The organism is Psychrobacter sp. 1U1, from assembly GCF_051847535.1.
In the GTDB taxonomy this organism is placed as follows: domain Bacteria; phylum Pseudomonadota; class Gammaproteobacteria; order Pseudomonadales; family Moraxellaceae; genus Psychrobacter; species Psychrobacter saeujeotis.
This window is the reverse complement of the sequence record NZ_JBPYDD010000003.1, coordinates 248,965-264,293: the sequence shown is the minus strand read 5'-3', so window position 1 is coordinate 264,293 and position 15,329 is coordinate 248,965. Positions and strand designations below refer to the sequence as shown.

Below are 15,329 nucleotides of genomic sequence, written 5' to 3'. Positions count from 1 at the left end.
ATAAAACAGTAAACGCAACAACTGATTATCTTATTGCCTACTACTTAACCAACCTCACATTCTTGCACTCCACTGACTCTGAAAATGAATGATTCAATAGTCAGTTGTATTCAGTAACCATGTCTCCTATAGCGTGCTAGCTCTTGGTAATAAAGTCAAGAATGTGGTTACCGATAAACTTATCTTTGGTAGCAATAGGATGACAGCTGCACAATTTGCGCCAACTATAACCGCCTGATCTATAAATAATCTAGGATTTAAGAGCATTAATCAGCAATTTAGTAACACTCGAACTTATGTTGGTTTGAAAGTTATTAACACCATAAAATCTCATGATAAAGGTTAGTGAGAAAGGAGTGGTATTTGTCCAAGTGAGGGTAATAGTCGTAATTCTTAAGATGCTAATTGATGTTAAAAAAATACCAAAGGGGCACAATCATCAACAATTAAAAACTAAAATGTTTGCTGGGAGACTGTTGTTTTACACGGGCAATTAAGAGTATTAGCTTATGCAACAGAATGTCGGTTAATAATAATGGAGTATTTACTGATGGTCACCTCATCAACCAGTGCAGATGCGGCGCGAATATTGCAAGTATAATAAATGCTACCATCCATAGCTGTAAATTTTTAGTAGTGCCCATTGCTTTGATAAACATAGATACATTGCAATTGGTAAGTATGGCAATCTCACTAAGCACCCTACACATTGACCAAACTCTTAAATGGTTTTAGGCCAGCGCCTATGATTAGGTCAGACGTAATGCTTTTAAGATAGGTTGATAAAAGCTGTATAATACCCATGATGATAAAGGGGAAGTCATGCTTTTAATAGCTCAATTGCTACTCGCTACCCTAACTAAGACTTTCATTAACGTCGAGCGGTACGGCTTCTAGGAATGAAGGTTGGTATTATAGAATCAATTAAGAAGCAAATGTATTCAAGCTTGTTTCATACTAACGCCAGTGTACAATTTTTAATTGCTGGCTCAAAAACTGACTCTAAAGATTTGCTATAAGAGCTCGCTATATAAAACCAAACTGCGATACAATTCAACTATTTATTGTTTTTACACTATTGATTTATGAGGACGTTATATGGATAGCAATACTATTAAGGTGTTTGTTGGATGTGATCCTAATAATTGTGATCTAGAACAGATGATGGTACTAGATTATAGTATTCATAAATATACAAGCTTGCCTGTTGAGATTGTATGGATGCAATTATCACGTGATCCACAAAGTTTCTGGTATTCGAATCCTGAGACAGGTGAAGGGTGGAACACCACTAAATGGCCAACTCCTTTTTCAGGGTTTCGCTGGGCGATACCTGAATATTGTAATTATTCAGGACGAGCAATCTATATGGATGCAGATATGATTGTACTGTCTGATCTAGCCGAATTATGGGCACATCCTATAAATGGTAAATCCATTGTAGCAGCTAAGACAAAAGCTGATATGACGCGTCTTTGTACTTGTGTTTGGGATTGTGATCTTGCAAAAAATACTATTCCATCAGTAACCAAACTGAGAAAAGATCCTAAAGGTCATCGTAAAATGATGAAGCTAATCAAAAAAGATCCTGCGCTTGTCGAACCTTATCAAGATAGCTTCAACTGTGTGGATGGAGAAGGTTTAGCGATTGAAGATATTAGGATATTACATTACTCAGATATGGGTACTCAGTTTAGCCATAAACATTCATTAAATAGGTTGAGTGAAGAAGGTCGCGAGCATTGGTTTGATGGAGAGATAATGTCACATCCAAGACAGGATTTGGCTGATCTATTCGATAAGTACTATGATGAAGCGATAACTAATGGTTATCAATTAGATAGTTATCGCATTAAGCCTTTCGGAGATTTTCCAAAAAAGACCCAGCAACGTTATACCGGGAATAAGGTTACACGCCCAGAAGCTTCTAAATCTTTTTTTTCGAGAGTTTTTAAACGTTAAATAGAAGTCTCTAGTTAAGACTTTATAGCACTTTACAAATGCTTGCGTATATTTATTAGTGATACATTAGAAATGTGAAATTAAGGTTACTCCTTGATCATTGATAAAGTAGATGCCACTTTACGAATAGGTCATTATTTATGAATAAACGTACCAAAATAGCGGTACTTGTTATTAACTGCCTACAAGGCGGTGGTGCAGAGCGTTCTGTACTCACACTAGGGCAAGGCTTTTATGATTTAGGCTATGATGTACATGTTTTGAGGTTTAAGCCGCTTGTAGAGTATGATCTAAACTCGAACTTAAACTATCACTTACTCAGGTTTAAGCCTTATAAGTTGATTCCAGGCGTAGCGCGACGTCATAAGATTTTTGCGCGTGCTGTTGATAATTATATTTTAAATAAAATTGGCCAACCTGATATTGTACTATCGAACCTAGAACGCCCAGATAATATTTTTCGCTATAGTCAGCTACCAAACGTAGCTTATGTAATTCATAGTACATTGTCGTTATATTATAAATTTAGCCAAGTAAATGACATTGATAAGCTTAAATCTAAACTGAAAGACATCTACTCTCAACATCCATGCGTATGCGTTAGTGATGGAGTCAGAGATGACTTTATTCATCATCTTGGTGACATCATGCCTATAAAGACTATTAACAACCCTATCGATAGAGATGGTATTCAAGAATTAGCCAAAGCATTTGTTCCTGAATATCAAAATTATATTATCCATGTTGGTAGTTTTAAAGAGGCTAAACGCCATGATATTTTATTGAAGGCTTATGCTAAAACTGACCAATCCTTACCATTGTTACTTCTAGGGCAGGGTAAGCTCAAAAGTGATATAGAGCAGTTGATTATCGATCTTGACTTAACAGATAAAGTAGAACTTTTAGGATTCCATAAAAACTCATACCCTTACGTCAAACATGCCCAGTTTGAAGTAATGACTTCTAATAGAGAAGGGTTTCCGATGGTTCTTGCAGAAGCACTAGCACTAGAAACACCAATTATAAGTACTGATTGTCAGTCTGGCCCTAAAGAGATGCTTCCTGAACAAAACCTTATGCCAGTAGATGATATCGATGCTATTGCTGATAAGTTAAGCCAAGCTATGAAAAATCCAAACAAATTTTACGCAACTTTTGACGAATCACTTCTCCCTAAAGAAATTGCTAAGCAATACCTTTCTTTTTTGAGAGAAGTTTCTAGTTAATAGTATATTTCTTAATCATATACCTTGGCTCATTTTCAATAAATAGTAATATTATATTGATGAAAACATAAATAAATTTACTGATAGTACCAGCAAAAAAAGAGAAAACTTAGGATGAAAAAAGCAGTTGTAGTTAGCCTTATCAATGAACATGAACGTCGTAAGCATATTGATGACTTGTTCAATGAGCATAGTATTAATTTTAGCTATTTTGATGCTATCAATAAAGATCAAGTTGAAAATACCCTGAAGAAGTATGGTCTTGCTGTTACGTCAGAAAGAATATCGAAAGGAGAGGTTGCTTGCTATTTAAGTCACTATTGTTTGTGGGAGCAAGTCGTAAAACATGAAATGCCATATTTAATGGTGTTTGAGGATGACGTTTATTTTTCAAAAGAAGCCAATGATTTATTAAACAGCTCCGAATGGCTTCCAAGTGAATTTGATGTTATTAAACTTGAAACTATGCATGGAAGAGTATTGGTTAATAAAGGTACTAATCTAACATCAGATCATAAGTTATGTCGAATGAAAAGCAGTCATATGGGCATGGCGGGATATATTGTTAGCCGAAAAGGTGCTCAAAAACTAGTTAAAATGACACGAGAGCTAGGGGTGGATAGACCTGTTGATCACATAATGTTCGATAAACTGATTGAGCAGAAAACAAGCAATGTATATCAAGTATCCCCAGCATTATGTATTCAAGATAAAATATATAATGAACAATCTACGCGCTTTGAAAGCTGTCTTGAAGAAGAAAGGCAGTCACGACCCGTTGTCAAAGTCAAACTCTCTGCACAGCAAAAAATTAATAGAGAGTTAACTAGACTATGGACACAGATGAATTTAGCTAATCTATCACGCTCATTACTATTGACTATTAACGGCTATAAAAGGCAAGAAATAGAATATAAAGAGTAGTGCTGATATATTAGCCAACAAATAGGATTATTTCAGTCAATAAGCTCTAAGTATTTGGCAGCAGCATAATCAGGATAAAACTTCTCATCTAAAGCCACTGCAAAAATTTCAGGCCTACCTATAACCTCTATCATTTTTTGTGCTAAAGCCTCAGTATCACCTACAGGGACCAAGTTTTTGGAAGGTAATACTTCAGGAGGACCTGATGGACAAGCAGTACTAATGACCGGAGTTCCTAAAAAAATGGCTTCAAGCATGGCAATATTCAAGCCTTCATAGTCTGACGATATCACCATCGCAGTAGCATTTTTAATGTAAGGATAGGGGTTGGAGGTCAATCCTATAAAATGAACACGATCAGCGACACCCAACTGCTTAGCCAGCGCTTCCGATGCTGGACGTTCTACTCCATCACCAACCAATACTAAATCAACGTCTAAGTTGCTTTTTGCATAAGCTTCGATTAATACGTCATGTCTTTTTGCCATTTTAAAAGTACTGACGTTTATTAAGTAGTCTTGATACGGAGGTGTAAATAGCGCTGATAGCTCATCGGCCTTTTGTACATCAACAGGATCATAAATGGTCGTTATATTAATAGTTTGCTCTAATAGAGTAGGTAAGTCTGCGGTTACACCTTCGCTTACACCTATGCATGGCTTTGATAAGTAAATATCTTTCAATTGCTTCAACGATCTGGGTGACATACTGTGAAGCTTAGACAATGTATTGTGAACTACCAGATAGACGTTGTCTAACTGACTGTATGCCAAAAACTGATCGATAGATTTCAAGTTAGATAGTAATAAGTCTGGAGCGCCTATATTCTTTATAACAAACGCATCCATTGCTTTTGCTATGATTTTCTTTCGCATGAATCTTGGTATCTTGCGATAATTAGCATATGGAAATATATGTATAGGTATATTGCTAGGAACAGGTAATGCAACTTCTTCTCGTAGTAGTAAAATATGTACGTTATGTTGTGATTTTTCCAAAGATTTGGCTAAGGTAATTACAAATTGCTCGGCACCTCCAATACTTAGAGAAGGTATGGCTAAAATAATAGTCTTTGGATTGTTGTTTAGATTGGCGGGTATTGTCATAATTTTTGTCTATAATTAAATATGAAAAATAGTCAGAATCAGTATCATAAATGTCAAAGATGATGTACTTAATCAAAATCAAATAGCTTTTTAGATACCGAAGAATGATTGATCAAGGGGACACCCAGTTTGCTATACACTCTACCCATTAAATTGAAAGAAGGCACAATGCGATCAGCGACTGCTTTATCGAGTTTAGATGGAGCATTGTTGCTATTATCTTCATAAAAACGTGGTTTACTACTGTTTAATAGATCAATACCATACAAATGGATAGCCCCAGCTTGCCGTGAAAATGCTAATTGAGCTGCGATATAAGCAACCGTTCCTGCTTCAATAAATCCATCAGTGATATCTAATGATACTCCAATAGTCTCTGGCTCGTGAGAAGAGTTGATAACAAAGCTAGAATGATTAGCAAATTTACTAAGCTCTATCTTTTTACTCACGATTTTTTTAATGATAGGTAAGGAAGTTAGCCAGCGCGTATTAGTTTTATCACTTAGCGGTCTATCAGCAGGAAATATTACCCTCATGTTTTCGTGATACTGAGAGATTAAATTAGGTAAATCGGCTCTGATTGCTTCATAAACAGCGACGGTAGCATATAAAGGTTGTCCTTTGTAATATTGACTCAGAACCTCAGGGTTATTTTTAATGAATCTAGCATCACTGATTACATAACCTACAATATTAGAAAAAGAATGCTCTCTAGTTAAGCTCAAGCTACCATTGACGAATATACTTGGTTCAGAAATTAAGGACTCATGGAAAACTAAATCTGCAATAGAAGGGCCAGATGCAAAAATATTTACCATTTGTTTATTTAAGTTTTGATTAGCCTCATTTGCGTTAAATGCTTTGATGACAATAGTTTTTTCATCAACACTTAGATCTATGGTGTTGGGGAGGTTCACGGCTTTTTTTATATTATCATCCAATATAATACTTCCTATATGAGGTTGGGAATTAGCCATCGCCTAGTACTTATAATTAGATACTTGGTTACAGCCAATGCTCTTTTAACCAAGGGCTTGGTTTGACATGACGATACCATTTGCCGCCGCCACCTTTGATAGCATCGGGCGGATTGATTTCACCGTGGAAGATAACAATCTTTGCGCCATCAGGTAGCGTTGGGGTACGTACTAGATTGAATGGAATAGGGGCAATGCATTGATATTTGAAGCTGACACACCAGTCTTTATCCCAATACTCTAAATAGTGATGTTCACGTAAATAGTTTGATAGATAAGCCTGTTCGTGGCGTACCTCCGAGCTGATTGTCTCAAAGTTTTTCTCAAAGTTATTTAGCAAATTAGGATAGGTATTTTGACCGATTTTAAATCGATACACTGAGCTGTTACCCACCATACGCCATGGCTTTTTCCAATCACGGATAATGACGACACTATCATCATGCTCGGCTTCATAAGTGAAAAAAGCATCTATATTATCGACGATAACAATATCAATATCTAAAAAAAGTGCCACCCCTTTTAGACCATACAATTCAGGTTTAAAGGTAGTAAGCTTTTTCCAGCCGCGTTCAGGTAGCCCAGCTGGTAGATTAAGCTCAGGAATAGGGTAGCAGTTTACTGCAGCGTCGATACCCGTACTATCATCAGTTAAGCAAACCATTTGAAAGTCTAAAGTCAAATGTCTGCTGACCATATTATACAACCGATTGACGTATTCAGGACCGTACTTGTCACCCCACTTCATACAGATGATATAACGCTGTTCAGGCTTACTATCGTTCATATGAATTTGAGCGGTAGATAGAGATTCAGTTGTGTCAGTTGCCATAATAGACTCGTATGGATATCAAGGAAGGGCTAAGAATGCTGCTAATCTTAGCACAAATATGATTATCTGTACCTTAGCAAGCTTAAGTACAAGTATTAGGTGTCTGTATTATCGCTAAGATACCTATCTTGATGAGTATGAATAAAATTGGCTAGATCAGTCTCACTAGCGCGATAAGGGTTGCCTAAGACAGGTAAATTTTTAAAACGTCGATAACCCCACATATAGTGGTTGAAGTTATCAGTAATCATGTTTTCCATAGCTTGATTGAGCGCATGAGCTGCTGTTTTTGCATCGCGATCATACAGCGCTGGGTCATCAAGCTTATAGCAATAAATATCAAATCCGCGCCCATCATCACGGCGAATACAAGATAAGCCGACCAGTGCGCATTTGGTTTTACTGGCAAGTTTGGAAGCTAGAGTACTGGTCAACGTCTCAACACCAAAAAAAGGCACAACCACGCCGCCTGACGGATCAGGGACATGATCGGGCAGTACAATGCTAAATCCGCCTTGTTTTAGGGTTTTAAAGATGGCTTTGACCCCGCTACCATCGGTAGGTACTAGCGTTGCATTTAACCGCGAACGACCTTGCAGGACAAAGTCGTTAGTGATGTCGCCTTTGACAGGCTTATACATGATCGTTGGGGCGCCAAACTGATTGAGCCACGCGTTCATCATCTCCCATGTACCAAGGTGTGGGACGATGGCTAGCATACCGTTATGGCTTGCCAATCCTTCTAGTAAAATATCTTTATCATGCACATCACGTATCTGATTGATGCTCCACTCAGGCGGCATCGCCCAGCTTTTGATCGACTCAATACTAGTCAAACATTGATGATTGATAATGTCTTTGGTTAGGGCTTTTTTTTGCTGATTTGATAAATCATTAGCAATCAGCGCTATATTGATATTGATAGTGCTCATGATGCTCAGACTGGGTATCTTGACGATTATCCAAGCAACAAAACGTGCCATTATCTGCAATACAGATAATGGCACGTACTTAAAAATATGATATGGATTCATGACCACTCACAAGGTGATAAATCATGTAATCTATCAGCTAAAAAATAGCTAAACATAATCCGATGTCCTACTGCGCAGGTCTATTACTGTCAGCCTGTGCTCTTTCTCGCACACGAATACCAAGGTCACGTAGCTGCTTGCTATCGACTTCAGCAGGTGCTTGCGTTAGTGGACATTCAGCAGTTTTAGTTTTTGGGAAAGCGATGACATCACGAATAGAGTCTGCACCTACCATCAGCATAATCAGACGATCTAAACCGAAAGCCAAACCACCATGCGGCGGTGCACCAAATTTTAGGGCATCAAGTAAGAAACCAAACTTGTCTTCAGCCTCTTGCTCACCGATACCAAGCGCTTCGAGTACGGCTTGCTGCATATCATAGGTATTGATACGTAAGCTACCACCACCAACTTCTGTACCGTTTAGTACCATATCATAAGCGATAGATAACGCAGTTTCTGGACTATCTTTTAGCTCCTGTACTGATCCTTTAGGTTTAGTAAACGGATGGTGCATTGACGTCCATTTGCCATCGTCAGTCTCTTCAAACATTGGGAAGTCAGTCACCCAAAGCGGTGCCCACTCACACGTCGTCATCTCTAAGTCTAGACCGATTTTTTGACGTAATGCGCCCATCGCATCGTTTACCACACTGGCTTTATCTGCACCAAAGAAGATAATGTCGCCATCTTCTGCATCAGTACGTTCAATGAGGCTTACCAATACATCATCAGTCATATTTTTAATAATGGGTGACTGTAAGCCAGATTCTTGGTCTACGCCATTGTTGATTGTGCTAGCATCATTGACTTTAATGTATGCCAAACCGCGCGCACCATAAATGCCAACGAACTTAGTATAAGCATCGATTTGTTTACGGCTTAATGAAGCGCCGCCAGGGATACGTAGGGCAGCGACGCGACCTTTAGGGTCATTCGCAGGCCCGGCAAATACTTTAAAATCAACGTCTTTCATTAGGTCTGCAACGTCAACCAGCTTTAATGGAATACGTAAGTCAGGCTTGTCTGACGCGTAGTCACGCATCGCCTCGGCATAAGTCATACGTGGGAACTGGTCAAACTCAACGTCCATCATGGTCTTAAATAAATGCTTAATTAGACCTTCGTTGATGTTCATGATCTCTTCTTCATTTAAGAAAGAAGTCTCGATATCTACTTGGGTAAATTCAGGCTGACGGTCAGCACGTAAGTCTTCATCACGAAAGCATTTGGCGATTTGATAATAGCGGTCAAAGCCTGACACCATGAGCAACTGCTTAAATAACTGTGGCGACTGCGGTAGGGCAAAGAAATTACCAGGACGGGTACGTGAAGGCACTAGATAGTCACGTGCACCTTCAGGGGTTGCACGAGTCAAGATAGGCGTTTCAACGTCCAAGAAACCATGATCGTCAAGGTAGCGGCGAATCGCTGAGGTGGCTTTAGCGCGGAATACCATACGCTCTTGCATTTGCGGGCGACGCATATCAAGATAACGATACTTAAGACGTAAATCTTCTGATACGGTGGTGTTTTCGTCATTCAATGGGAATGGCGGGGTCTCAGATTTTGCTAATACTTCAATCTCTTTGCCCAATAGCTCAATCTGACCACTGGTCATATTGTTGTTTTCTGTGCCTTCATAACGGCGGCGTACGCGGCCAGTAATTTTTAGCACGTATTCAGGACGTACTGCATCGGCAGTAGCGAACGCTTCTGGAGTGTCAGGATCGACTACCACCTGTAAGATACCCGCGCGGTCACGCATGTCTAAAAAAATCACGCCACCATGATCGCGACGACGATGTACCCAGCCTACGATGCTGATAGTTTGTTCTAACAGGCTCTCAGTGACAGCGCCACAATATTCGTCTCGGTATTTGCTATGCACCGCCATTTCGCTCTCTGTTGTAATGCTCTGCGTCATAATATTAGTTATCCAGTTATCAGCCCAATTCAAAGTACAATAATGCAGCCATCGCTATATGATTTCAACCATTGGTTATTCTTACTTAGCCCAGCACAAACTATGATGACTGTTATAGCCACATAGTAAGACTGTCATGGTTTATCGATTAAAATTATTGGTTCAGGCGCTGCTATCTCAATACATGTTGGATTCATGTCATCAAAAAATAGCAAATAAAACGCGATCAAGACAAATCCTCATCGCGTTGGCTGCATAAAATAGATATAAGCGCATATTATGCCTAAAGTGCTTTTGTTATACAACTGTCCTTGCGCAATCCTAGTGCAATCAGTCTTTACTAATAACATAGCGTACCAATGTATAAAGCACTGTTATACTCGCAGCTTATAAAGTAACCATTAAAATCGTCGCCCTGCTTGAAAACCGTCTATAAAGTGCGCATATCAAGCTAACGCTAACCCTATTATCTTCATACTCTAGCCTCTTATTTAAGGAAAACGCTTCATGTTATTTCATCCTTCCAAAAACCCAGTAGAACTCAGAGTTATTCATCTAAATAAAAACCAAGAACAACGTCGCCAAGATTTGATGGAAGCGACACAAGGCAAAGCTGCATTAAAACAGCTTAAAAAGCGTATGGCCAAAAAAGCCAAGCAAGCTCTAAAGGATAAAGCCAAAGGTAAAAATAAAGGCCAACAGGTATTTGTGATCGACTTTGATGGCGATATCAAAGCGTCTGCTGTCAAGCATTTGCGTGAGGAGATTAGTACGCTGATAAGTACGGCTAACGAAGGCGATGAGGTCGTTGTACGTCTTGAATCTCCTGGCGGCTTGGTGCATGGGTATGGGCTTGCCGCAGCGCAGCTAGCACGGCTAAAAGATGCGGGTCTTAAGTTGACTGTATGTGTGGATAAAGTTGCCGCCAGTGGTGGTTATATGATGGCCTGTGTCGCTGACAATATAGTAGCAGCACCGTTCGCTGTGATCGGCTCAATCGGTGTGGTGTCACAACTGCCAAACTTTCATAAATGGCTCAAAAACCACGATGTTGATTATGAGATGTTTACCGCTGGTGATTACAAACGTACCGTAACAGTCTTTGGTGAAAACGATGCTAAAGACCGTGCCAAATACCAAGCAGAGCTTGAGCAAACGCATGAGCTGTTTAAGCATTTTGTCAATCGTTACCGTTCAGTACTAGATTTAGATAAAGTGGCGACTGGTGAGCATTGGTATGGCGAAGACGCGCTACATCTCAATCTGGTTGACAAGCTGCAAACCTCAGATAGCTATCTTTTAGAGCTGATGGCTAATAATGAAGTCTATGCACTACATTCACGCCAAAAGCCAACTTTGGCAGAAAAGTTAGGACTGTCGCAGGCGGCAGAAGCGACTTTGAGCATGGCTGCTGACAAGCTTCCTGATGCCTTGATGCGCTTTGATTTCAATAGTCGTTTAAATATTTTAAAATAAAATATTAGCGGTTTTATGAAAGTATAAAGCATAAAATTACTGCTAAAATCATCTATTGATCTAGCAAATTCATTTAGTAAATATAAAGGTGTGGCCTAGTCGGTCGCGCCTTTTTTACTGTTTATTGATAATGGCTATGTTATAAATGTAGCAGACGAAAAATAGTAAACGTACGTACACTGTACGAGTGAAATCGAGTTTTATTAAGAAACCCAACAAGGAAGAGGATAATAATCATGTCTACAGACACCGCTACCGTTATGTTCACTGCTACATCACAGGGTCAAGCTATGTATGAGCAGGTTAAAGAGTTTATTACCACTCAAATTGAGCCGATAGAAGCGCAGTTTTGGCAAGATTGCCACGAGCAAAACCCCGATGGTAATTGGAAAAACTGGCAATGGCCGGAAAAATACGAAAGTCTACGTAAGCAGGCACGTGAAGCTGGATTATGGAATCTGTTTCTACCTGATGATACCTTAGGCGCTGGATTATCTGTCACTGACTATGCTCCAATTGCAGAGTTGACAGGACGCAGCTTATTGGCTCCTTATGTTTTCAACTGCAATGCGCCAGATAGTGGCAATATGGAGCTGCTATGGCGTTATGGTTCTGAGGAGCAGCAAGACGAGTGGCTCACACCATTGTTAGAAGGTAAAACCCGCTCGGTATTTTGTATGACCGAGCCTGACGTGGCGTCAAGTGATGCGACCAATATGCAAGCGACGGCAGTGGTAGAAGGTGACGAAATTGTCATTAATGGTAGCAAATGGTGGTCGTCAGGTCTGGGTGATCCTGCAGTTGATGTATTAATCGTAATGGCTTATACCCCTGATGAGACTAAAGACCGTCATCATCAACACTCTATGGTACTAGTACCAGCGAAAACCGCTGGCGTCAATATTGAGCGTATGCTAAAAGTGTTCGGTGATTATGATGCGCCTCATGGTCACGGAGAAGTTAGCTTCGATAATGTGCGCGTGCCGGTCAGTCACTTTATTGGTGGCCCAGGTATGGGTTTTGAGATTGCTCAAGGTCGCTTAGGACCAGGTCGCATTCATCACTGTATGCGCTGTATTGGTGCAGCGGAGAAGTCTTTAGAATTGGCAGTGAAACGCGGCATGGAACGTACTGCCTTTGGTCAGCCACTATTGCAACTAGGTGGTAACCTCGAACGTGTTAGCGAGGCGCGTATCAAAATCGATCAAGCACGTCTGCTTACCTTATATGCTGCCCAAAAGATGGACGCGCAGGGGACTAAAGCTGCATTGACAGAGATATCAGCCATCAAAGTTGTGGCGCCAACGGTATTGCAAGAAGTAGTCGATATGGCGATTCAGATTCATGGTGGTATGGGCGTTTGCCAAGATACGATGTTGCCCAGCTTTTTTGCGCAAGCTCGCGCGCTGCGCTTAGCTGATGGTCCTGATGAAGTGCATAAAACCATGATTGCCAAATTAGAATTAAAGCGTCATGGGTTTCGACTCAAACACTAAATAGTAGTTTGTGAGTCATCAAAATAGCCTAAGCAGAAATAATTTCAATTTAAGAACAATGAATGACTGATTCTGAGACATTTTCTTGGAAAGATTTAAGCTTGAAATAAGCTTAAATGTCGGTCTTTTTAAAAATATGAAAATATTAGTATTAATAAGTGGCTACTAAGCGACCACATGATAAGGAATATCACATGGCAACAGATAACAATAATACGACGGTTAATAATAAGGTGTTAGACAAAGGCGGGCCAGTACGAGAAGGTGAAGCGCTTGATGCACAAGCAGTCAGTGACTGGTTGCGTGCTCAGGGTGTTGATGTCAAAGGCGAGCCTACCGTTACGCAGTTCTCAGGCGGTGCTTCAAACTGGACTTATCGTCTACAATATAGTGGTGATGGCGAAGGCCAAGACCTTATCTTACGCCGTCCGCCAAAAGGTACCAAAGCCAAGTCTGCCCATGATATGGTACGTGAATACACCGTACAGAATGCGCTGATGGACGCTTATCCTTATGTACCAAAGATGGTAGCTTTGTGCACAGATGAGGATGTAATCGGAGCAGATTTCTACGTTATGGAACGTATGGAAGGTATTATTCCGCGTGCCAATTTACCAAAAGAGATTGAACTCAATCCTACGCAGACGCGTAAGTTATGTACCAATGTGATTGATGCTTTGATTGAGTTGCATCAAGTTGATTATCAACAACATCCTGACTTAGTAGCGCTGGGTCGTGGTGACGGCTATTGCGAGCGACAAGTCAGTGGCTGGGATAAGCGTTATGTGAAAGCAAAAACTCCTAACGTGCCAAGTTTTGCGCTAGTACGACAATGGCTCGGAAAACATACGCCTGCCGACAGCACTACTTGTGTCATTCATAATGATTGGCGTTTTGACAATGTTATCTTAGATGCCGCTGATCCTACCAAAGTTATTGGCGTGTTAGATTGGGAGATGGCTACTTTAGGTGATCCATTGATGGATTTAGGCAGCGCATTGGCTTATTGGATTGAGGCAGATGACAATATTATTATGCAGCAGTCACGCCGTCAGCCGACTCATTTAGAAGGCATGATGACACGTGATGAAGTGGTTGAATATTATCTTGAGCGTACTGGTCTAGAGATAGAAAACTGGACGTTTTATGAGGTATTTGGGTTATTTCGCTTAGCGGGTATCGTGCAGCAAATCTATTATCGTTATTATCATAAGCAGACACAAAACTCTGCTTTCAAAAACTTTTGGATTATCGTTCATGTCCTGCATGCTAAGTGTTTGAAGCTGATTGCAAAGCATGAAGGCGATGCATTATTTATGACTCATGTACAACCACACTTGCAAGATATGGGAGTGGATGCTGCTACTATTGAGCAGTTGCCAAGCCCTGTACAAAACGTCATTAAAGGTATATTACCAAAAGGCTATTTTGATCAAAAAGCTAACTCATCTGAAAAATAGAACTGTAGAATATAATAGAAGGTAATAGGGCTATGACAACTATTCTCTTGGCGCGCCATGGTCAAGCATCGTTCGGACAAGAAAACTACGATCGGCTCTCAGAGTTGGGTAGTACGCAGGCGCGCTTGCTTGGCCAGCATTATGCGACCACACAGCGCCATATTGATGCGATATTTACAGGCAGCTTATCACGGCAACAGGATTCTGCACGCTACTTTTGGGAGACCTATCAACCTTCTATAACTGCTAGCAATGTGGCACCTGCACTAGATCTGTCCGCGCCTGATAGCTATGTGATCGATGCGTTTAATGAGTTTAACCATAAGGACGTCTTTATTAAGTCCGACCCAGCTTTTACGACTCAAGAAGCGATTGCCGAAGAGCTTGCCAAGTCCGACACACCAAAGGCTCGTCTAGCTGAATTGTTCAATCTTGCTATGCAGCGCTGGCATGCTGGTGATAATGATTCAGACTATTTGGAAAGTTGGCCGCAATTTAATTTACGTGCGCAGCAAGCGCTTGAGCATGTACACACACAAGCTGCGCAATTGAGTCATTTGGGGCGTAATAGTACTATATTAGTGTTTACCTCAGGCGGCGTCATCGCTGCTATTACCGCGCATTTATTGCAGCAAGGTAGCCAGACGGCCTATCAATTAAACAGAAGTCTTGTCAATACAGGCGTCACCTCTATTACTGTAAAAGAGCAAGTGCCGCGTTTATTGTCTTTGAACGAATACAGTCATTTATTTGCTGATGGTAAGCGCTACGTCACTTGGCGCTAGTAGTCTTTGTTATTGCTTTTGATACACAACCGACACCCATCTGCTCAGACATATCTACTATAATAGGTGGGTTTTGAAAACATGCTTTTAGATTTATATTAATGCACTGATAGATAAAGGACTG

The 15,329-nt window shown here is 40.3% G+C and carries 12 protein-coding genes; 7 read left to right on the top strand and 5 right to left on the bottom strand.

Going from position 1 to position 15,329, the window contains the following annotated elements; all coding sequences use genetic code 11:
- Positions 1–1,098 precede the first annotated feature (1,098 nt).
- The 3 genes from ACS8FB_RS05615 to ACS8FB_RS05605 all read left to right on the top strand — a co-directional run bounded on the left by ACS8FB_RS05615 (position 1,099) and on the right by ACS8FB_RS05605 (position 4,112).
- Positions 1,099–1,962: a glycosyltransferase gene (locus ACS8FB_RS05615; protein WP_299184602.1), complete on the top strand. Its 864-nt coding sequence runs from the start codon at positions 1,099–1,101 to the stop codon at positions 1,960–1,962.
- A gap of 140 nt (positions 1,963–2,102) precedes the next feature.
- Entirely contained in the window at positions 2,103–3,188 is a 1,086-nt protein-coding gene (locus tag ACS8FB_RS05610) for a glycosyltransferase (protein WP_439261458.1), read from the top strand.
- Between the two features lie 114 nt (positions 3,189–3,302).
- Positions 3,303–4,112, top strand: a complete 810-nt coding sequence (locus ACS8FB_RS05605; protein WP_439261457.1) for a glycosyltransferase family 25 protein — start codon at positions 3,303–3,305, stop codon at positions 4,110–4,112.
- Between the two features lie 32 nt (positions 4,113–4,144).
- Here ACS8FB_RS05605 and ACS8FB_RS05600 read toward each other — a convergent pair whose 3' ends face one another.
- The 5 genes from ACS8FB_RS05600 to aspS all read right to left on the bottom strand — a co-directional run bounded on the left by ACS8FB_RS05600 (position 4,145) and on the right by aspS (position 9,988).
- Positions 4,145–5,218 (bottom strand): glycosyltransferase, encoded by a 1,074-nt coding sequence (locus tag ACS8FB_RS05600; protein ID WP_439261456.1) that lies wholly within the window; start codon positions 5,216–5,218, stop codon positions 4,145–4,147.
- 68 nt (positions 5,219–5,286) lie between these two features.
- Complete coding sequence (locus ACS8FB_RS05595; RefSeq protein WP_439261455.1) at positions 5,287–6,195, bottom strand: hypothetical protein; 909 nt, start codon at positions 6,193–6,195, stop codon at positions 5,287–5,289.
- Between the two features lie 28 nt (positions 6,196–6,223).
- On the bottom strand, positions 6,224–6,982 hold the full coding sequence (locus ACS8FB_RS05590; protein ID WP_439261635.1) for a glycosyltransferase: 759 nt from the start codon (positions 6,980–6,982) through the stop codon (positions 6,224–6,226).
- 140 nt (positions 6,983–7,122) lie between these two features.
- Positions 7,123–8,061 (bottom strand): lysophospholipid acyltransferase family protein, encoded by a 939-nt coding sequence (locus ACS8FB_RS05585; RefSeq protein ID WP_439261454.1) that lies wholly within the window; start codon positions 8,059–8,061, stop codon positions 7,123–7,125.
- Positions 8,062–8,128: 67 nt separating this feature from the next.
- Complete coding sequence (aspS, locus tag ACS8FB_RS05580) at positions 8,129–9,988, bottom strand: aspartate--tRNA ligase (RefSeq protein WP_439261453.1); 1,860 nt, start codon at positions 9,986–9,988, stop codon at positions 8,129–8,131.
- A 507-nt stretch (positions 9,989–10,495) separates the two neighbouring features.
- Here aspS and sohB point away from each other — a divergent pair.
- The 4 genes from sohB to ACS8FB_RS05560 all read left to right on the top strand — a co-directional run bounded on the left by sohB (position 10,496) and on the right by ACS8FB_RS05560 (position 15,205).
- Entirely contained in the window at positions 10,496–11,464 is a 969-nt protein-coding gene (sohB, locus tag ACS8FB_RS05575) for a protease SohB (RefSeq protein ID WP_439261452.1), read from the top strand.
- A 260-nt stretch (positions 11,465–11,724) separates the two neighbouring features.
- The gene (locus ACS8FB_RS05570) at positions 11,725–12,960 is read left to right on the top strand and encodes an acyl-CoA dehydrogenase family protein (protein WP_439261634.1); all 1,236 of its coding nucleotides are present in this window, start codon (positions 11,725–11,727) and stop codon (positions 12,958–12,960) included.
- Positions 12,961–13,154: 194 nt separating this feature from the next.
- A complete protein-coding gene (locus ACS8FB_RS05565; protein WP_439261451.1) occupies positions 13,155–14,420 on the top strand; it encodes a phosphotransferase family protein in 1,266 nt (421 codons plus the stop codon).
- A gap of 32 nt (positions 14,421–14,452) precedes the next feature.
- The gene (locus ACS8FB_RS05560) at positions 14,453–15,205 is read left to right on the top strand and encodes a histidine phosphatase family protein (RefSeq protein ID WP_439261450.1); all 753 of its coding nucleotides are present in this window, start codon (positions 14,453–14,455) and stop codon (positions 15,203–15,205) included.
- Positions 15,206–15,329: the final 124 nt, after the last annotated feature.

Excerpts from the sequence above, each read along its gene's own strand:
- ACS8FB_RS05615 (WP_299184602.1), top strand. The coding sequence starts at position 1,099 with ATGGATAGCAATACTATTAAGGTGTTTGTTGGATGTGATCCTAATAAT.
- ACS8FB_RS05595 (WP_439261455.1), bottom strand. The coding sequence starts at position 6,195 with ATGGCTAATTCCCAACCTCATATAGGAAGTATTATATTGGATGATAAT.
- sohB (WP_439261452.1), top strand. The coding sequence starts at position 10,496 with ATGTTATTTCATCCTTCCAAAAACCCAGTAGAACTCAGAGTTATTCAT.
- ACS8FB_RS05610 (WP_439261458.1), top strand. The coding sequence starts at position 2,103 with ATGAATAAACGTACCAAAATAGCGGTACTTGTTATTAACTGCCTACAA.
- ACS8FB_RS05560 (WP_439261450.1), top strand. The coding sequence starts at position 14,453 with ATGACAACTATTCTCTTGGCGCGCCATGGTCAAGCATCGTTCGGACAA.
- ACS8FB_RS05585 (WP_439261454.1), bottom strand. The coding sequence starts at position 8,061 with ATGAATCCATATCATATTTTTAAGTACGTGCCATTATCTGTATTGCAG.
- ACS8FB_RS05605 (WP_439261457.1), top strand. The coding sequence starts at position 3,303 with ATGAAAAAAGCAGTTGTAGTTAGCCTTATCAATGAACATGAACGTCGT.
- aspS (WP_439261453.1), bottom strand. The coding sequence starts at position 9,988 with ATGACGCAGAGCATTACAACAGAGAGCGAAATGGCGGTGCATAGCAAA.
- ACS8FB_RS05565 (WP_439261451.1), top strand. The coding sequence starts at position 13,155 with ATGGCAACAGATAACAATAATACGACGGTTAATAATAAGGTGTTAGAC.
- ACS8FB_RS05590 (WP_439261635.1), bottom strand. The coding sequence starts at position 6,982 with ATGAACGATAGTAAGCCTGAACAGCGTTATATCATCTGTATGAAGTGG.
- ACS8FB_RS05600 (WP_439261456.1), bottom strand. The coding sequence starts at position 5,218 with ATGACAATACCCGCCAATCTAAACAACAATCCAAAGACTATTATTTTA.
- ACS8FB_RS05570 (WP_439261634.1), top strand. The coding sequence starts at position 11,725 with ATGTTCACTGCTACATCACAGGGTCAAGCTATGTATGAGCAGGTTAAA.